The following is an 18,246-nucleotide window of genomic DNA, read 5'->3' as shown; positions in this document are numbered from 1 at the left end:
CTGAAAAATTACAGTGCAAAGATGCCCCTTCAACTGGTCCATTTTCAGGAACAATTAAGGTTACCCTAAGGTAAGTTGGTGATCGCGCCGTTAGCGATAATTCCATATGTAACGAGATAAATCTGTTTAATTACAATGTGTTACCTATTGTTTCCAAATTCAGATCGATTGCCATCAAATTGGAAACAAAGAAGAACCCGCCACCAACATTATGGCGGCGGGTGCCTTATTTACTTAGTTACTCAGCCGGAACTGCAGTCTTTTCGATAGACAACGGCGCAGGCAAGTGAACCAACATCTCTGTTGGGCAAACCTGCACGAAGTTACCGCGCTCAAGCTCCCAGTGTTGCAAGATATCGGCGGCCTTTCGGCTGTTCGTTTCCTCAAGATGGCGTTCGATCAGCCCCTTCAACTGGGTCTCCCAATGCTCAACCGTTACGGCACATGTCACAAGCGTTTCCATGTTGATCAAGGTCTCGGACGTGCGTTCAGGATCGTACAGATACGCCATACCACCCGTCATACCCGCGCCAAAGTTTGCGCCGATGGACCCAAGGATCACGGCAACACCACCGGTGGTGTATTCACACCCGTTCGAACCACACCCCTCGACAACGACACTGGCACCAGAGTTACGAACAGCGAAGCGTTCACCTGCACGACCAGCAGCAAACAAGTAGCCAGCGGTCGCACCATAAAGCACCGTGTTACCGATAATAGTGTTCTTGGACGCATCCAGCGGGGAGTTCATCGGCGGACGCACAACAATCGTACCGCCAGACAGACCCTTACCAACATAGTCGTTTGCATCACCGCTAACTTCCAGCTTCAATCCAGGCGCTGCGAAAGCACCCAACGATTGCCCGGCGCTACCTTTCAGCTTCACGGTCAAATGATCGGGCTGTAACGAATTGCGCATACCGAAGTTGCGAACAATATGGCTGGACGTCCGCGTACCGATTGTCCGCAAGGTGTTCTGCACCGCGTATTCCAGCTGCATTTTCTCACCATCCTCAAGGAAGCGCGCAGCGTCCTTAACGATCTGTGCATCCAGCGTATCCGGAACCGCATTGCGCGGCTTGTTGCGATCGTAAACGATCCCTTTGGAGCCATCGACTGTGATCAGCATCGGGTTCAGGTCAAGATCATCAAGGTGGGCAGAACCACGGCTAACCTGCGCAAGCAGATCGGCACGGCCGATAACCTCATCCAACGAACGCGCGCCGATCTCGGCCAGGATTTCACGAACCTCAGTTGCGTAGAACGTAATCAGGTTCACAACTTTGTCGGCATTGCCGGTGAACTTGTCACGCAGCGCTTCGTCCTGCGTACAGACACCCACTGGGCAGGTGTTGGACTGACACTGGCGAACCATGATGCAACCCATCGCGATCAACGCAGCAGTCCCGATGCCATATTCCTCGGCACCCAGCATCGCAGCCATCACAATGTCACGGCCTGTGCGCAAACCACCATCGGTCCGCAATGTCACCCGCTCACGTAGGTTGTTCATCGCCAGCACTTGGTGCGCTTCTGTCAGACCCATCTCCCACGGAAGACCCGCGTATTTGATGGACGTCGCAGGGGATGCGCCAGTACCACCGTTGTGACCGGAAATCAGGATCACATCGGCCTTCGCCTTCGCAACACCCGCCGCAATCGTCCCAACGCCAGACGACGCCACCAGTTTCACAGTCACCTTACAACGCGGGTTGATCTGCTTGAGGTCATAGATCAGCTGCGCCAAGTCCTCGATCGAATAGATATCGTGGTGCGGCGGCGGTGAAATCAGCGTCACGCCTTTTGTGGAATGGCGCAGACGGGCAATCAGGTCAGTAACCTTCATCCCTGGCAGCTGACCACCTTCACCGGGCTTCGCACCCTGCGCGACTTTGATCTCAAGCTCTTCACACTGGTTCAGGTATTCGGCCGTCACACCAAAACGACCCGACGCAACCTGCTTAATCTTCGCAGACGGGTTGTCCCCGTTTGGCTCCGGCACGAAGTGCGCCGGATCTTCACCGCCCTCACCAGAGTCTGACTTCGCGCCAATGCGGTTCATCGCAACGTTCAGCGTCTTATGCGCTTCAGGTGACAACGCACCCAAGGACATACCCGGCGTTACGAACCGCTTGCGGATCGACGTGATGCTTTCGACTTCTTCAATCGGGATGGATTTCCCCAGTGGCTTCACAGCCAACAGGTCACGCAAATGGATCGGCGGGTTCGCCTTCATCGCATTGGAATACTGTGTCCACAATTCATACGACGCGCGATTACAGGCCTGCTGCAACAGGTGCATCGTCTGTGCTTCCCATGCGTGCTTCTCGCCGGAACGACGCGCTTTGTAGAAACCACCAATCGGCAAAACATCTGTGCCACCCAGCCAACCGGCTTGATGAACTTCCTCGATCTTGCGCTGAATACCCGACACACCGATACCGGAAATCCGGCTCTGCATTCCTGGGAAATACTCGGCAACCATCGCGCGGGACAGACCAACAGCCTCAAAGTTCAGACCACCGCGATAAGACGAGATTACAGAAATCCCCATCTTCGCCATGATCTTCAGCAGGCCTTGATCAATCGCATTGCGATACCGCGCAACCGCTTCGGTCAGCGTACAATCCAGCAAGCCACGCTCGATCCGGTCATCAAGTGAATCCTCGGCCAAGTATGCGTTCACCACCGTCGCACCACAGCCAATCAGCACGGCAAAATAGTGCGGGTCGATACATTCAGCGGACCGCACATTCAGCGACGTGAACGTCCGTAATCCTTTGCGTGTCAGCCAGCTATGAACAGCAGACGTCGCCAAGATCATTGGCATAGGCACGCGGCCCTCCCCCTGATGCTGATCCGTCAATGTCAGGTGCCCAGCACCCGACCGCACAGCGTCTTCAGCTTCTGCGCGAATACGTTCAAGTCCCGCGCTCAATGCGCCAGCACTACCGTCTGCCGCAAAAGTACAATCAATCTCAACGCAGGACGCATTGAACTTCGTCTGCAGCGCGTCCCATTGGGCGTTGCCCACGAACGGGGAATCCATCACCAGAATTTCTGTCTGGCTCGAATCCTCGTCTAGCACGTTCTTCAGGTTCCCGAACCGCGTCTTCAAGCTCATGACGCGGAATTCGCGCAAGCTGTCGATCGGAGGGTTGGTAACTTGGCTAAAGTTCTGGCGGAAGAAATGGCTTAGCGGGCGATACTTTTCGGAAAGAACCGCGCTTGGCGTATCATCACCCATCGACGCGAGCGCTTCTTTGGCGTCCTCAGCCATTGGCGCCAGAATGTTTTCCAATTCTTCAATGGTGTAGCCCGCCGCGATCTGCCGCTTGCGCAACTCAGCGCCCGCGTAAAGCGGTGCTTCTGTAACCGCCCCGAGGTCTTCATCAAGATCACTGATCTTGCCGACCCAATCGCCAAACGGCAACGCAGAGGACATTTTGTCCTTCAATTCAACGTCGTGGTAAAGCTCGCCTTTACCCATGTGCACGCCAATCATCTGACCCGGACCAAGCGCGCCTTTTTCAACAACGCTGGCTTCCTCAATCGGCACCATGCCAGCTTCGGAACCCGCAATCAGCAAACGGTCACCCGTCACAACATAACGCATCGGACGCAGACCACTGCGATCAAGGCCCGCACAAACCCAACGACCATCGGTCATCGCCAAAGCGGCGGGGCCATCCCAAGGCTCCATCACGGAGTTGCAGTAGGAATACATATCGCGCCACTTTTGCGGCAATTCCGTAGCTTGCTTTGACCAGCTTTCCGGCACCATCATTGTTTTCGCCATCGGCGCAGAACGCCCAGCGCGAACCAGAACTTCAAACACGGAATCCAGCGCGGCAGAATCCGATGATCCGCCTGCGACGATTGGTTTAATATCATCCGCCATATCGCCAAACGTCGAGGACGCCATGCGGATTTCGTGGGACTTCATCCAGTTCAAGTTACCCTTGAGCGTGTTGATCTCACCGTTGTGCGCCAACATGCGGAATGGTTGCGCCAGCCACCACTGCGGGAAGGTGTTTGTTGAATAGCGCTGGTGATAAATCGCAAACGCGGACTCGAACTTTTCATCCATCAGGTCGGGATAAAACTCCGCAACCTGCTCAGCCAACATCATGCCTTTGTAGATGATTGAGCGGCACGACAGGGACGCGAGGTACAGCTCGCGGATACCAGCAGCGGTCGCCGCCTTTTCAATACGACGACGGATAACATACAGCTCACGCTCAAATGTCTCTTCGTCCACACCCTTAGAATTCGAAATCAAAATCTGCTCAATTTCCGGACGTGTCGCGTTCGCCTTTTCACCAAGGCAAGACACATCAACCGGCACATGACGCCAGCCGTAGATGTAATAGCCCATGCGCAGAACTTCGGTCTCAACAATCGTCCGGCAGGTTTCTTGCTCGCCGAAATTCGTACGTGGCAAGAACACCTGACCAACCGCCAAAAGCTCATTCTTGCGCGGCGTGTGACCTGTGCGAACAACTTGATCATAGAAAAATGAAACAGGGATCTGAACGTGGATTCCCGCGCCGTCACCTGTCTTACCGTCAGCATCCACAGCGCCGCGGTGCCAGATCGCTTTCAGCGCAGCGATGCCGTTTTCAACCACTTTACGAGACTTCTTGCCGTCAATCGAAACGACCAAACCAACACCACAATTGGCTTTTTCATCATCATGCGCATACAGGCCATTCTCGGCCATGTAGTCGCGCTTGGCTTGTTCGGCTTCCACCCATGCTTGATCGTACTTTGTCATGTCGTTTCTCCTCATCGCGGCCTCGATCGGCGCGGTCTTATTCAATAATTGGCTTGGATCAGCTGGGCGTTGTTTGTGTCGTATGATGACATCTCAACGCCGCATCCAAATTTCGGGTTCACCGACAGAAATCCGGGTTCGTCAGGAAAAATGAATTCAACAGGCGTGTCGTCGCTGTCAAAGTGATCGTCAGACGTGATGTAGCTGCTGGTCCCGCCGATAAACATGCGCCACTCGTCGCTCACAAATTCCGCACCTTCGCTTTTCCACATCTCGGTGCCTGCCACATCATAGGCCGTTAGCGCGTATTCCGTTCGGCGCAGTGGCACGCCGTCAATCTCAACCGTTTCACCTGTCAGACGGTCAAAGCCCACATATTGGCTCACACCAATCTCACGACTGTCAGTTTTGAAATCCCACGTATCGATGTCGTTGGCCAATAGTTCACTCATCGACATTGAATCTGCGGCCTCTAACAAACGCTCCGTGTGGCCGGACCGCAAATGAAAACTCTCCAACCATTCCGCTTCACCGCTAATGCGACCCACATAAGACAGGCCTTCTTCGTCCATTGTTGCACGGCGTTGTTCACCGTTATTGTCACCTTCACAGGTAAAGTAATGCGACACGGAACAGCTGGTGCTTTGGATCGTCAGATATCCTTCGCACCCTTGCGGCAATGCAAATTCTTGGGCCGCCAGCGGGCTGGCAGACAAAACGGCAATCGTAAGACCTATTTTCATCATCTGTTAATTCTCCATGTCAGCGTCGCTGACCTAACCTGTGTTTTGGGACCCATACGATACCCATACCGGAACCATACCCGTTCCGTATGGCCCCCAGACAGTTACTCCGCCGCAACAGCAGCCTCTTGATTGATGTAATCCAAAATGGCCTCAGCTGCATCGCGTCCGTCCTTGATGGCCCAAACCACAAGGCTCGCACCGCGCACGATGTCACCCGCAGCAAACACACCTTCTAGGCTCGTCTGACCGGTTGTGAATTCTGCCTTGATCGTGCCCCAGCGGGTCACTTCCAACTCAGGCACGCCCCACAATGTCGGGATGTCTTCCGGCTCAAAGCCCAGCGCCTGAACAACCAAGTCAGCGTCTTCAACGTAGTCGCTGCCTTCAATCAATTCCGGCATCTGACGGCCCGATGCATCCGGCGCGCCAAGGCGCATTTTTTGCACCATCACGCCTTCAACCTTGTCACCTGTGAAGCCCCTGGGCGCGGACAACCAAACGAACTCAACACCTTCTTCTTTGGCGTTTTGAACTTCGCGCATGGACCCCGGCATGTTCGCCTCATCGCGACGATACAGACACTTCACGCTTTCGGCGCCCTGACGGATCGCTGTGCGCACACAGTCCATCGCCGTGTCGCCACCGCCAATAACAACGACCTTTTTACCAACTGCGTTCAGCTCACCGTTTTCGAATTCTTCAACCACGTCACCGAACGACTTACGGTTGCTCGCTGTGAGGTAATCAATCGCACGAACGATGCCCTCAGCACCAACGCCCGGTGCTTCAAGGCCACGTGTTTTATACACACCCGTGGCAATCAGCACCGCATCGTGCTTGCCGCGAATGGCGTCAAAAGACAGGTCATCGCCAACATCACAGTTCAAAACGAACTCAACACCGCCATCTTCCAGCTGCGCCATGCGCTGCATGACGATGTCTTTTTCCAGTTTGAATCCGGGGATGCCGTAAGTCAGCAAACCGCCCCCGCGATCGTAGCGATCATAAACAGTCACCTGCACGCCCTGACGGCGCAGAATGTCGGCCGCTGCCAAACCACCTGGGCCGGCACCAATGATGCCAACGCTTTCGGCACGCTCTGTCTGGGGTTTGATCGGCTTAACCCAACCGTTCTCAAACGCGGTGTCTGTGATATACTTTTCAACGGACCCAATTGTAACCGTACCGTGGCCGGACTGTTCAATCACACAGTTGCCTTCACACAGTCGATCCTGCGGGCAAATGCGGCCACAGATTTCAGGGAACGTGTTGGTCGCTTGGGAAATCTCGTAAGCTTCTTCAAGGCGCCCCTCGGCGGTCATGCGCAGCCAGTCCGGGATGTTGTTGTGCAACGGGCAGTGGGATTGGCAGTACGGAACACCACACTGCGAACAACGTGACGCCTGTTCGGCAGCTTTCGCCGTAGCGTACTCTGCGTAAATCTCTCCGAAGTCTTCTTTACGTAGATTAGGCGGACGCTTCTCGGGCATATCCCGTTCCACTTCCACAAACTTCAGCATCTTTTGACCAGCCACAGGACATTCTCCAAATCGAATTTCGAACCGCACTTCTATTTCACGCGCAGGGGAAATAAAAGTCAGTATAGTTTACCTATTTGCCGGATATTTGTGCTTGGAAGTAGGAGTTTGTCAATACATCAAAGATTTTTAGGTCCGATCTGGCCCTATATACCCTCTTCCCCCGCGACTCCCATGATTTAGAAAGACCAAAACGAATCAGGGACCGCCATGCCGCTCTTAACGCTCGTACTTGCTGCACTCATTCAGGGAATTACCGAATTCCTGCCCGTGTCCTCCTCTGGGCACCTTATTTTGTTGCCGCAACTCACGGGCATGGCCGACCAAGGTCAGGTCATCGATGTCGCGGTTCACGTTGGCACCCTCTTCGCTGTGATCATCTATTTCTGGACAGACGCACGCGCCGCGCTGTTCGGCCTACCCCGCGTGTTGCGCGGAAAGATCGACACCGAAGGTGCATTTCTTGCGTGGTGCCTGATCCTCGCAACGATTCCCGTGGTGATTTTCGGCCTCATCCTAAAACTCAGCGGATTAGATGACATGATGCGCAGCATGACCGTCATCGGCTGGACGATGCTGATTTTCGGCATCGTCCTTTATTGGGCCGACCAAACTGGAAAGACCGAGAAAACCGCCAAAGACTGGACGATCCGCGACGCGCTGACGATGGGTGTTTGGCAGGCTATCTCATTGATCCCCGGCACGTCGCGATCCGGCATCACCATCACCGCGGCGCTTCACCTCGGGTACAAACGCGAAGACGGCGCCAAACTCGCCATGCTCATGTCGATCCCAACAATTATTGCATCCGGTGTGTTGTTGGGCGCAGAAGTCGCCGTCACGGCAGATGCGCAAGCCGCAAAAGACGGCGCAATCGCAGCAGCCCTGGCATTCCTAGCCGCGCTCGCTGCATTGTCGCTCATGATGCGTTTATTGAAATCCGTAAGCTTCACGCCCTACGTGATCTACCGCGTTATCCTCGGCATCGTTCTTCTTGGAATTTCTTATTCCTAAACGCGCAGGTTCTTCGCGCTTTCCTTGATAGCGTCGTACTGCCCGCTCGGGCGGAACCGCCACAGGTAGTCCGGCAAGATCGCTTCCATCGGCGTTGGCGTCATACCCAGATCAGCAAAACCCTGCGCATCGTCAGACACGACGTTATCGACAGCAAGCAACTTCACCTGGTCTGCAGTAAGTGGACCTGGAACAAAGCCCAGCGACAACACACGCCCAACCTTGAAGCCAAACGCCATAATCCGCGCAATCCAGAACGGGATATTCAAGACCAGACGGCGGCGGCGAACGACCTTTAGCATCTTAGCCATCATTTCACGGAACGTATAAACGTCAGGTCCGCCGAGTTCGAAAACGCCCTGCGCTTCCCCTTCGGCACCCATAACGGCGACGGCAGCAACATCATCGACATAGACCGGCTGGAACTTGGTTCCAGCACCGACAATCGGCAAAACCGGCCCGAAGCGGGACATACCAGCAAAACGATTGAAGAAACGATCTTCGTCACCAAAAATGACCGAAGGGCGAATGATCATTGCATTCGGCATATGTGCCAAAACGCCGGCTTCGCCTTCAGCTTTGGTGCGTGCGTATTCGCTGTCACTTTCGGCGTCAGCGCCAATAGCAGAAATCTGCACCATTGTGCCAACGCCCTTTGACGCCGCAATACGCGCAACGCGTTCAGCCCCTTCTGCTTGCACCGCTTCAAAAGTGTTCTTACCAAAATCGTACAAAGTGCCGGCACAGTTTACGACGGCATCGGCGCCAAGCATGACCGACGCGACAGAATCATCATCACGAATGTTGCAGAAAACAGGCTCAACCTGCCCAACAGCACCGTAAGGCTTCACAAACATTGCCTCGTTCGGATTACGAACCGCAACCCTGACACGCCAACCATCCTTAGCCAAACGCCGTGCGATGTATCGCCCGACAAAACCAGATCCGCCGTAGATGGTGACAAGTTTGGACATGATAGCGTTCCCTAATCCTAAACGTATTCCCCTAAGCGTTTATCCCCGTGCCCCTTGATAAACAAGGCGCATATCAGCGCATTCCAGCAGCTTCTTTTGATCATATTTACCTAATCATCGGCTCCACACGCGATTCAGGCGTTGAATCGCGTTGACAGGTCCGCGCGACAGACTTAAAGCCCTCCTCACGTAATCTGTTGCCCAGATGGCGGAATTGGTAGACGCGCCAGCTTCAGGTGCTGGTGTCTGTATGGACGTGGAGGTTCGAGTCCTCTTCTGGGCACCATTCCCTCTACATCGCAAAGAACGCATGTTAGAGGGTTGGTATGACAAACCATCTTTATCAAAATGATTTACCCGATGGCCTCGATTTGGGGCCAGTTGTCGCGATTGATTGCGAAACGATGGGGTTAAACCCGCACCGTGACCGGCTTTGTCTCATCCAGATGAGTGGTGGCGACGGGGATTGCCATCTTGTGCAAGTCGCAGCTGGCCAGACCGAAGCACCGAACCTTTGCAAAATGCTCGCCGATCCGAACGTGTTGAAGCTGTTTCACTACGGTCGCTTCGATATTGCCGCGATGCTCAACGCCTTTGGAACGATCACAGCACCCGTCTACTGCACCAAGATCGCCAGTAAACTGGTCCGCACCTACACGGACCGCCACGGGTTAAAGAACCTTCTGCAAGAGATGCTGCGTGTCGATATTTCAAAGTTCCAACAGCAGTCTGATTGGGGCGCAACGGAGCTGACCAAAGCTCAACTTGAATATGCTGCATCTGACGTCTTGTACCTTCACCAATTGCGAGACGCACTCAACCTCCGTCTCGAACGCGAAAACCGTACCGAAATGGCGCAAGCTTGTTTCAATTTTTTACCAACGCGCGCGCAGCTTGATCTTGCAGGCTGGCCCGAACAGGATATCTTTTCTCACTAATGGCTAATCATACAAAATTCACCGACACCGCCCGGCGGGTTATCCGCGAAGAAGCCGATGCATTGAATGCGCTTGCGGATTCTCTAAACGGCGCACTAGCTGACGCTGTCGATCTAATCCTTAACGCCAAAGGCCGGATCATTATTTCAGGCATCGGAAAGTCCGGCCATATCGCGCGCAAGATCGCCGCGACATTGGCCAGCACTGGCACACCTGCACACTTCGTCCACCCTGCTGAAGCATCGCACGGGGACCTTGGCATGGTGACACGTGGTGACGTTGTTCTTGCGATTTCAAATTCAGGCGAAGCGCCGGAGCTTGCGAACCTCATCGCATATACGCAGCGATTTGGTATTCCATTGATCGGCATGACGAGCCGCCCGAAAAGCTCGCTGGCGATCCAATCTGACATCGTTTTGCTGATGCCCAAACTGCCCGAAGCCTGCGGAACGGGTGTTGTACCGACAACGTCCACAACCATGACTCTCGCGATGGGCGATGCCCTGTCTGTGGCCATCATGGAGCATCGCGCGTTCTCGGCAGATAACTTCCGTGACTTCCACCCTGGCGGCAAACTCGGCTCGCAGTTGTCGCGCGTTGGCGATCTGATGCACAAGGATGACGCGGTGCCGCTCGTCGGGGAAAAAACTCCAATGAGCGATACCCTGCTGACAATCAGTCAAAAGGGCTTCGGTGTGGTTGGCGTATTGGACGATGCGGGCTACCTTACCGGCATCGTGACCGACGGCGATTTGCGTCGGAATATGGCTGGCTTGTTGGATTTGACTGCGGGCGAAGTGATGACCAAATCACCGCGCACAATTGGAACAACATCGCTGGCGGAAGAGGCAGTTAACGTGATGAATGCCGGCAATATTACCTGCTTGTTTGTGGTGGATCCGGACGGGTCCCGCAAAGTTGGTGGCATTTTGCATATTCACGACTGTCTGCGCGCAGGCATTGTGTAGATGACTGGCGACGACAATCTCTATTCTCAATTTGTCGGTTTTCTTAAAATCACCCTGCCTCTTGCAGCGCTTGCGTTGATGTCGACGGTGTTCTTATTCGCCCGCGCGCCAACCAAAGAAACAACGATTCCATACGCCGAAATCGAAGAAATCGCGCGTGAGCCTCGGGTATCAGGCGCGCAAATTTCTGGCGTGGCCGATGATGGTTCGGTGATCGGAATCGACGCTGGCACCACCCGCCCTAACGGCGACCTGATGATAATCGAAAACCTAACGGCAACCGTCGAGTCTGTGAACGGCGTCCATATCGACATTCGCGCAGGTACCGGTGAAGTCGACATCACCTCTCGGATCGCGCGTCTTTCTGGTTTGGCCCGTATCGAAACATCAAACGGATTCGAAATGGAAACGGTTGGAATAACGGCGAACATGACCACAGGGCAGATAATTTCTGACGCAGAGATTGAAGTCCAAGCGCCCTTTGGTGCGCTGACGGCAGGTCAAATGATTATCGAAACACCCGAAGGCGATGACGGCCAAGTGATGCTTTTCCAAAACGGTGTTCGACTGGTATACACACCGCAACAATAGGATTCTTAAACGTGACACTTATTAGAACTGCATTTTTTTGCGCGATCCTTTCGGTTGCTGGCCCAGCGTTTTCGCAGACCAACATTAACCTCGGCACGATTAATGCCGACCCTACTGCGCCACTGGAAATTACGTCCGACAGCCTTAGTATCGATCAAGATACCGGAACCGCAGTCTTTCAAGGCAGCGTTCTTATTGGCCAAGGGAATTTGCGCCTGAATGCTGGCCGCGTCCAGGTTTTTTACAGCGACGCTTCCGGTGACATCAGCCGCCTGTCCGCAACCGGCGGCGTCACGTTTGTGACTGCGACAGAGGCCGCCGAAGCGTCTAGTGCAGAGTATAATTTGGATGCTGGTACGCTCGTGCTGTCTGGCGACGTGTTGCTTACGCAAGGAAACAGCGCGATTTCCGCCAATACCATGCGCGTAAATCTGTCCGACGGCAGTGCGCAAATGGAAGGCCGTGTGCGCACAATCTTAAACCAAGGCGGCAACTAATGCCTGAACTTACTGTCACTGAGGGCGATGTCGGGCTAAGAATCCGCCATCTGCGCAAAAGCTACGGCAAACGTGTCGTCATTCGAGACGTCAACATGGACCTCGGACGCGGCGAAGTGGTTGCTTTGCTAGGGCCAAACGGGAGCGGCAAGACGACTTGCTTCTATTCAATTGCCGGCCTCGTAACGCCCGAAGGCGGCCAAGTGACCGTTGATGGCCGCGACATTACTGCGTTGCCCATGTATCGCCGCGCGAAACTAGGTATCGGCTATCTTCCGCAAGAAATGTCCATTTTTCGTGGGTTAAGCGTCGAAGACAACATCCTGTCGATCCTAGAGATTGCCGTACCGGATCGAACCCGTCGCCGTGAACGTCTCGAAGAATTGCTATCAGAGTTTTCAATTGAGCATCTGCGACGCGCACCTGCTATGGCACTTTCAGGTGGTGAACGCCGCCGCGCCGAGATTGCGCGTTGCCTTGCCGCTGATCCTAATTATGTTTTGCTTGATGAGCCGTTTGCCGGCGTTGACCCAATTGCTGTCGGAGAGATTAGGCATCTAACTGCGGACCTTAAGAACCGCGGTATCGGCGTCTTGATTACCGACCACAATGTTCAGGAAACTCTGCAGATCGTCGATCGTGCATATATCCTGCATGACGGCAAAATTCTGATGTCCGGCACCACCGAAGAGGTCGTTCAGGACGAAAATGTACGCCGCGTTTATCTTGGGGATTCGTTCCGCGTTTCGTGATCAGTTTACAGATATCATTGACAGTCGCGCCATTTCGTCGCCAACTAGGGGGGATGACAGAACAGGTATTCAATGTAGTCTGGACTTCGCCTTTAGGGCGCCGGAAACATTCAATCCATTCACAGTCATCGTCCCCGACAATTCCAGCGTAGTTTAACGAAACTTTAATCGTTCTGACGCCCGAATTGCCTGTAACGCTCAAAAAGGAGACGAGATGCGCTATCAGATCACAGGAAAGCAAATCGACATTGGTGAAGCCCTTCAAACACACGTCAAAGCCGAACTAGGGGATGTTGTCGGCAAGTATGCAGGCCGCCCAACCGACGCCAATATCGTATTTTCCAAGAGCGGGCATGAATATGTCTGTGAAACTGAAGTCCATCTTTCAACTGGCCTCACAGCCCAAGCCAAGGGCCATGCCACTGAAATCTATGCAGCTTTTGACAGCGCGTCAGAGAAGATGGAAACACAACTCCGGCGATACAAACGCCGCCTGAAGGACCACCACAAGGAGCGATCACAACCCGTTGAACTTTCCGACGCCGGGTCCTATATCCTCGCTTCAAATAGTGAGTCGGAAGAGCAGGAGCCAGAAGGCGTTAGCTCCATGATTGTGGCCGAGATGGAGACGAAAATCCCATCAATCTCCGTCGGAGAAGCGGTTATGCAAATGGAAATCGCAAACGCCCCAGTCTTGGTATTCCGAAACGAAGGACATAGCGGAATCAACGTGGTCTACCGCCGTGAAGACGGGAATATCGGTTGGATCGACCCGCGCAACATAAGTTAGATCGGGCGAAATCCCGACGGGAAGTGCGTAATGCCGATAGCAGACATTCTACCCGCATCGGGAATCAAAGTTATTGCTGCAGTCAGCAGCAAGAAGCGTTTGTTTCACGATCTTGGTGATATGGCGGAAGCTTGTTTTGACTTGGACCAAAACCTTGTCATCGAAGCCCTTCTCGAACGCGAAAACCTTGGTCCGACAGGCGTGGGCCAAGGCATTGCCCTGCCACATGCGCGCCTACCTGGGTTGTCACAGGTCTGTGGATTGTTCTTGCGCCTAAAAAAGCCACTGGATTTTGACGCGGTGGACCGTCAGCCCGTCGATTTGGTTTTTGCATTGTTTGCACCAGAAGAAGCAGGTGTTTCCCACCTCAAGGCTTTGGCATTGGTGTCACGTACACTGCGCGACGAGGGCATTTGCGCGAAACTGCGTGCAAATGAGGACCCGTCGACGATCTATACGATTCTTACGGAAGCTAGCGCCGCACACGCCGCCTAAGCGTAAGCACCATACCCCAAGGCAATATAGTCCCGTTGGTAGACGTCATAAACCGCTGCTTCGACGTCGGCGTCGTAGATATCATTTAACAAGTCTGCAAACGGGTCTGTCTGTTCAGGAACGGCAGGCATCGTTGTCTTTCCAACCTGAGAAGCCAAGATCGCAAGATCTTCTTCAAGCCGGTCCTCGCGCAGTATCAGATCAGGAGATGTGTATTCTGCAAAGCCTTGCAAAGCCTGAGACTGGGTCGCCCAATGCGCATCAACGCGCATTGCAGTTTGCCCACCAAGGTTTGACTTAACAAATTTCAGAAAAACCAAGAACGCCTCACGGTGCTCTGCAGCTCCGTAAGCGGGATCAGGGTATATTGCGGGAATAGGCAGCTTAAACTGCTTTCTTAGTACATTTCGAATTGCCGTGAAGCTGCCCTTCTCGGTCGATAAAATTTTGTAGCAGAACGCAGCATGTACCCGCGCAACTGGATGGCGCACGACGGCGAAACTGCGGTGTCCTTTGACGTTACGTTTCCACTGACGAAGCGATTTCTGCGTAAACTGTGAAACCAAGTCTTTTTGCTCGCAATCGTCTAGCCCAGCCAACCAATCCTTTACCACGTCGATCGGACCAGACTTTATCGGCATGAACATCAATGGGGACTCCGATGCCGCAATATAGCTCGGCACGGCGGGCCCGCGACGCGGTTCAAAGTTAGGGGTGCGGTTTAAGTTAAAACGGTCAAGCCGTGCGAGTGCAGCCTCCATTTCCGAGAAGTTTTCAACCTTTTCGGACAGAGAACTCGGGTTTTGCTTTTTTAGAGACTTGTCCAGTGCTTCAAGGCGCTCATCAATGCCGAGATAGGACGCCAAGCCGTTCATGACCTCAACATCCTGCAGGTCTTCGTAGTCTATATAAAAAGCTGTCTGTCCGGATTTCTGTAGCGTGTTGAGCAGCCGAACTTGGAACGCTTGCAGTTTGTTGATGTGGTCACTGAATTCTTCGGCGTTGAATGAAATCGTATCTTCGCGCAATCGTTTTACGTCAGTCAGTTTCCACTGGCCTGTCGATTTTGCGATCTTCCAACTCACGTAGCTCTCAACAGGATTACGCGTCAGAATAATCTTAGCACACCGCTTGTCAGCCAACATTGGGTCAAACACTCGCGGATCGTGATCGTTGAAATAGCGAAACCCATTCAGCCCTTCCGCGGCTTTAACCTTCTCAAGTATCTTCAACGGGTCTTCGTTTCGTTCTTCTAGCGAAATCCCAAGTGTTTTTGAACCATTCGGGTAACCAACAAAACTCGGGTTATAGGCCTCTCCGTGGCACTCCAATCCGTCAAACGCGTTGATGTTAGATTCAAGGAAATTGGATCCTGTTCGCATTTCTGCAAGAACAACAAAGTAATCAAACTGGGCCATGCTCTATCGTACCAAATAAGGTTTCCGCCGCGTCGGACGTTCGTTAACGGACACATTATCAGCTGGGAAATCACCCATAAGATATGGATGCATACCTTGGTTCTTTAAATTTTGGAGGAATTGTCCAAACCCTGTTAAGTCGGCCATCTTAGGGGCTTCTGTTACACGACGTAAATTCTTTGCGCCCATTTCGTCTAGCACGGTTTGCAACGCTTCCATCGGCGTTTCAATGAACTCGGCCAATGTCCAAATTCGGATCCGCGCCTTGACGAAAGGCGAACGAAGGGCGTTCAGGTGTTCGCTCTCTAGGCGCTGCAACTCTGCAGCATCCGCACGAATATCCGAGAAGTTTCGGTTCGACTGAAACAGCGGGATCGCCCATGCACCTGAGATCACGGAAATCTGTGCGTTTGGATCCTTTGCCAAATCCCAACTCACATGCTGGCTATCATTTGGGCCAAACTGGAAACACTGACGTTCACCTCGTGTGTTCCAGATCAAGTTCACAAGAAACAATTGCGCATGGTGGTCGCGCAGTTTCGGATTATCACATAATGCGCCGCTGAATGTCGTTTGGCGCCCTTCGAATTCGACTCCGTCTTTTGCATACAAATGCCCGTGCACACGCGTACCCGTCATTCGCGCGAGCCAAGGTTCGAAATCTTCAAAAAGTTCAGAGAAGCCCTCAAAAACCGAATACGGAGACGAGGTGAATCCGTTCTCATGTCCGGGTCGTGGCAAACGGCTTTGCATGAACAAACCTGCACGTCCGCGGGTCCGTCGCTCAACCGCCTTAGAGAAGATCCGGTCGATCTTTCCTGGGTTAGGCTCCGCGCCTTTGAGCGGGTACTCTTCGTTTAAGAAGTTATCGTAAAGTCGGTTCGCGTCCGGCCAAATCTTGCGCGCGACAAAGCAATCTGAACGTCGCAACAGCTGTAGGTGATCATCATAAAAGATGTGGGGCTTACCCTGATAGTCAAACTTGGAAAGCGTCAAAGAGCGGCTTTCGATGCTTTGGGAATAGAGTCGAACAAGCGTTTGAAAATAGCTTTCATCAGGAATCCAGACCCGTCGAAAATAGGTGTCGTAAACCTTACGGTCCGGGTCTTCCAAAATGGCAGACAAAGTCTGGCGAGTTAGGCACCACCACTGCGAACCCATGTGAGGAACGATCCCTTCTGGGACGCGACGGAACATCTTAAACCGACGTTGAAATTCCACGTAGCGGTCAAATAGGAACCTATGTTTGCGCCATGAAAACGGGAAGCGAAGCGTGAAGCGTTCGAAGTCGAGGCCCCCCTGCGTCCACGGAACGTCCGCGGTTGTCGCGCTCTCGATAAAATCAGTGCGCGGACGCTTGGCTAGATAAACCTGCAGATCCTTGATAGGACGAAGTGGCAAACATGATCCCGACGCCAAAAACACATGACGCACATCTGGAAACTTTGCCAGCATCATAGCCGACGCGGACTGCGACGCGGCAACTAATCCCCATGTTCCCCATTCACAACGATGCCGTTTGGAAAACAAAACGTTTGGTACGTCTGCGAGGCTTTTGACGAAGTCATCATGTGCAGCTCGCTTCACGTTTTTGTCGACATGAATAACGACTGGGCAGCCGCCAGCAGACCAATGGCGCACCACTTGTTCGGCACGATCAAATGCATTGTGTACCAGTATGACGACACCAACGTTCATGCCCAGTTGCCCTTTGACATGAGGCCGAGAATTTCAAGCTGACGCCAGTTGATGTACTTTTCAGACCACTTGCACCATAGGTCCGGATGCTGGGCAATTCCTTCAGCGTAAGCTTTATACTCGTGCGATGCTGCGTAGTGCTGCCCCCGTGAGAGTTCTTCCTGTGCCTTTACGCCGAAGGTATCCAGGAACTTGGCATGAAGCAGAATTCCTGACGCTTTTTCCCCACCCCATTCATCATACACAAGGTTCAAACCACGTGGCAAAATCATATGTGTTGAGCTCACATACGCGTAATCTTTTCTCCACTTCACAAGCGGCGTTTTGTTTAATGCTGGCGCGCGCCACGGTTCTTCCTTGAAGAACATTCGCGCACGTGGCCCACCCTGAATCCAAAGATTATAGAAAAGGTTATTCTTCGAGATCGTGTAGTTTCCGCTATCAAACCAAGACGCGATTTCCATCGGGTTTTGGCCGCGATTGTACGGAACCGCATCAAGTCGACCCTTGGGATACATATCGAGTAACATCGCACCAAAACTGCGAATGTCGGACGCATCCAACCAATCCGTCAGCGCACGGATCGGGCGCGTATCGCAGAACGGGTAGATAAAAAATTCATCCGGATCGACGACCAACGTCCAGTGGCCATCCGCATACTTACGTTGGAGATGGTTCAGCCAATCAACGCCGAAACGGGACTTGCGATAGCTTCCACTTGCCTTCCAGACTGAAACATCAGGTTGGCTCGCAGCGTAATCACCACCTCCGTCGTCACTATCGTTATCGACCATGAAGAAGTGATCAACACCTAAGTCGCGGTAATATTTAAAGAAATACGGTAGACGGATGTCCTCATTACGGAACGTGGAAAAGACGAAGACATCATTTGGCTTGATCTGGCTGGTCCGATCCTTAACCACTGACAACTCACGACTTTTGCGGCGGGCACGCAGGTGCCAGCGCTTTCGCTGAAGGCGAAGCCGATATGATGTCAAGGCGCCCAAGTTGGTCCTTCCCGTCTTGCCAGCAAAGTCTATCAACTTCGCT

At 53.2% G+C, this 18,246-nt stretch carries 15 protein-coding genes and 1 tRNA gene; 9 read left to right on the top strand and 7 right to left on the bottom strand.

What is annotated here, in order from left to right; genetic code table 11:
- Positions 1-238: 238 nt before the first annotated feature.
- The 3 genes from gltB to OCA8868_RS12380 form a co-directional block, all read right to left on the bottom strand.
- Complete coding sequence (gene gltB / locus OCA8868_RS12390) at positions 239-4,777, bottom strand: glutamate synthase large subunit (RefSeq protein WP_093996903.1); 4,539 nt, start codon at positions 4,775-4,777, stop codon at positions 239-241.
- 41 nt (positions 4,778-4,818) lie between these two features.
- A complete protein-coding gene (locus OCA8868_RS12385) occupies positions 4,819-5,523 on the bottom strand; it encodes a hypothetical protein (RefSeq protein ID WP_245848234.1) in 705 nt (234 codons plus the stop codon).
- A gap of 101 nt (positions 5,524-5,624) precedes the next feature.
- Positions 5,625-7,058: an NAD(P)-dependent oxidoreductase gene (locus OCA8868_RS12380; RefSeq protein WP_093996902.1), complete on the bottom strand. Its 1,434-nt coding sequence runs from the start codon at positions 7,056-7,058 to the stop codon at positions 5,625-5,627.
- Positions 7,059-7,271: 213 nt separating this feature from the next.
- Between OCA8868_RS12380 and OCA8868_RS12375 the strand changes: the two genes are divergently transcribed.
- The gene (locus OCA8868_RS12375) at positions 7,272-8,075 is read left to right on the top strand and encodes an undecaprenyl-diphosphate phosphatase (RefSeq protein ID WP_093996901.1); all 804 of its coding nucleotides are present in this window, start codon (positions 7,272-7,274) and stop codon (positions 8,073-8,075) included.
- Here the strand turns inward: OCA8868_RS12375 and OCA8868_RS12370 are convergent.
- Positions 8,072-9,049 carry a complex I NDUFA9 subunit family protein gene (locus OCA8868_RS12370; RefSeq protein WP_093996900.1) on the bottom strand — a complete coding sequence of 326 codons (978 nt, stop codon included), beginning with the start codon at positions 9,047-9,049 and terminating at the stop codon, positions 8,072-8,074. The genes OCA8868_RS12375 and OCA8868_RS12370 overlap by 4 nt on opposite strands.
- 199 nt (positions 9,050-9,248) lie before the next feature.
- On the opposite strand from OCA8868_RS12370, the gene OCA8868_RS12365 reads away from it, so the two are divergent.
- The 8 genes from OCA8868_RS12365 to OCA8868_RS12330 all read left to right on the top strand — a co-directional run bounded on the left by OCA8868_RS12365 (position 9,249) and on the right by OCA8868_RS12330 (position 14,080).
- Positions 9,249-9,335, top strand: a tRNA-Leu gene (locus tag OCA8868_RS12365).
- Positions 9,336-9,375: 40 nt separating this feature from the next.
- Positions 9,376-9,987 carry a ribonuclease D gene (locus OCA8868_RS12360; RefSeq protein ID WP_093996899.1) on the top strand — a complete coding sequence of 204 codons (612 nt, stop codon included), beginning with the start codon at positions 9,376-9,378 and terminating at the stop codon, positions 9,985-9,987.
- Positions 9,987-10,955, top strand: a complete 969-nt coding sequence (locus OCA8868_RS12355; protein WP_093996898.1) for a KpsF/GutQ family sugar-phosphate isomerase — start codon at positions 9,987-9,989, stop codon at positions 10,953-10,955. The genes OCA8868_RS12360 and OCA8868_RS12355 overlap by 1 nt, the downstream gene beginning before the upstream one ends.
- A complete protein-coding gene (locus OCA8868_RS12350; protein ID WP_093996897.1) occupies positions 10,956-11,546 on the top strand; it encodes a hypothetical protein in 591 nt (196 codons plus the stop codon).
- A gap of 11 nt (positions 11,547-11,557) precedes the next feature.
- Positions 11,558-12,043: a lipopolysaccharide transport periplasmic protein LptA gene (lptA, locus tag OCA8868_RS12345; RefSeq protein WP_093996896.1), complete on the top strand. Its 486-nt coding sequence runs from the start codon at positions 11,558-11,560 to the stop codon at positions 12,041-12,043.
- The gene (gene lptB, locus OCA8868_RS12340; RefSeq protein WP_093996895.1) at positions 12,043-12,795 is read left to right on the top strand and encodes an LPS export ABC transporter ATP-binding protein; all 753 of its coding nucleotides are present in this window, start codon (positions 12,043-12,045) and stop codon (positions 12,793-12,795) included. Before lptA ends, lptB begins: the two co-directional genes overlap by 1 nt.
- Before the next feature lie 214 nt (positions 12,796-13,009).
- Positions 13,010-13,585, top strand: coding sequence for a ribosome hibernation-promoting factor, HPF/YfiA family (gene hpf, locus OCA8868_RS12335; protein WP_093996894.1), 576 nt, complete (start codon positions 13,010-13,012; stop codon positions 13,583-13,585).
- A gap of 30 nt (positions 13,586-13,615) precedes the next feature.
- On the top strand, positions 13,616-14,080 hold the full coding sequence (locus tag OCA8868_RS12330) for a PTS sugar transporter subunit IIA (RefSeq protein WP_093996893.1): 465 nt from the start codon (positions 13,616-13,618) through the stop codon (positions 14,078-14,080).
- Here OCA8868_RS12330 and OCA8868_RS12325 read toward each other — a convergent pair.
- From OCA8868_RS12325 to OCA8868_RS12315, 3 genes are read right to left on the bottom strand one after another with little or no spacing between them, the layout of a single operon-like run.
- Positions 14,077-15,498: a sulfotransferase family 2 domain-containing protein gene (locus OCA8868_RS12325; RefSeq protein WP_093996892.1), complete on the bottom strand. Its 1,422-nt coding sequence runs from the start codon at positions 15,496-15,498 to the stop codon at positions 14,077-14,079. The two genes, OCA8868_RS12330 and OCA8868_RS12325, sit on opposite strands and share 4 nt — an antisense overlap.
- 3 nt (positions 15,499-15,501) lie before the next feature.
- Complete coding sequence (locus tag OCA8868_RS12320; RefSeq protein ID WP_093996891.1) at positions 15,502-17,196, bottom strand: DUF5927 domain-containing protein; 1,695 nt, start codon at positions 17,194-17,196, stop codon at positions 15,502-15,504.
- A complete protein-coding gene (locus tag OCA8868_RS12315) occupies positions 17,193-18,203 on the bottom strand; it encodes a glycosyltransferase family 2 protein (RefSeq protein WP_245848231.1) in 1,011 nt (336 codons plus the stop codon). The genes OCA8868_RS12320 and OCA8868_RS12315 overlap by 4 nt, the downstream gene beginning before the upstream one ends.
- Positions 18,204-18,246 lie beyond the last annotated feature (43 nt).

The sequence above is a fragment of the Octadecabacter ascidiaceicola genome (genome assembly GCF_900185015.1).
Lineage (GTDB): Bacteria > Pseudomonadota > Alphaproteobacteria > Rhodobacterales > Rhodobacteraceae > Octadecabacter > Octadecabacter ascidiaceicola.
The sequence above is the reverse complement of the archived record's forward strand: the minus strand, read 5'-3'. Positions and strand labels throughout refer to the sequence as shown.

What these genes read in the sequence shown, in the direction of transcription:
- gltB (WP_093996903.1), bottom strand. Translation starts at nt 4,777, where the DNA reads ATGACAAAGTACGATCAAGCATGGGTGGAAGCCGAACAAGCCAAGCGC.
- OCA8868_RS12385 (WP_245848234.1), bottom strand. Translation starts at nt 5,523, where the DNA reads ATGATGAAAATAGGTCTTACGATTGCCGTTTTGTCTGCCAGCCCGCTG.
- OCA8868_RS12375 (WP_093996901.1), top strand. Translation starts at nt 7,272, where the DNA reads ATGCCGCTCTTAACGCTCGTACTTGCTGCACTCATTCAGGGAATTACC.
- OCA8868_RS12370 (WP_093996900.1), bottom strand. Translation starts at nt 9,049, where the DNA reads ATGTCCAAACTTGTCACCATCTACGGCGGATCTGGTTTTGTCGGGCGA.
- OCA8868_RS12360 (WP_093996899.1), top strand. Translation starts at nt 9,376, where the DNA reads ATGACAAACCATCTTTATCAAAATGATTTACCCGATGGCCTCGATTTG.
- OCA8868_RS12355 (WP_093996898.1), top strand. Translation starts at nt 9,987, where the DNA reads ATGGCTAATCATACAAAATTCACCGACACCGCCCGGCGGGTTATCCGC.
- OCA8868_RS12350 (WP_093996897.1), top strand. Translation starts at nt 10,956, where the DNA reads ATGACTGGCGACGACAATCTCTATTCTCAATTTGTCGGTTTTCTTAAA.
- lptB (WP_093996895.1), top strand. Translation starts at nt 12,043, where the DNA reads ATGCCTGAACTTACTGTCACTGAGGGCGATGTCGGGCTAAGAATCCGC.
- hpf (WP_093996894.1), top strand. Translation starts at nt 13,010, where the DNA reads ATGCGCTATCAGATCACAGGAAAGCAAATCGACATTGGTGAAGCCCTT.
- OCA8868_RS12330 (WP_093996893.1), top strand. Translation starts at nt 13,616, where the DNA reads ATGCCGATAGCAGACATTCTACCCGCATCGGGAATCAAAGTTATTGCT.
- OCA8868_RS12325 (WP_093996892.1), bottom strand. Translation starts at nt 15,498, where the DNA reads ATGGCCCAGTTTGATTACTTTGTTGTTCTTGCAGAAATGCGAACAGGA.
- OCA8868_RS12320 (WP_093996891.1), bottom strand. Translation starts at nt 17,196, where the DNA reads ATGAACGTTGGTGTCGTCATACTGGTACACAATGCATTTGATCGTGCC.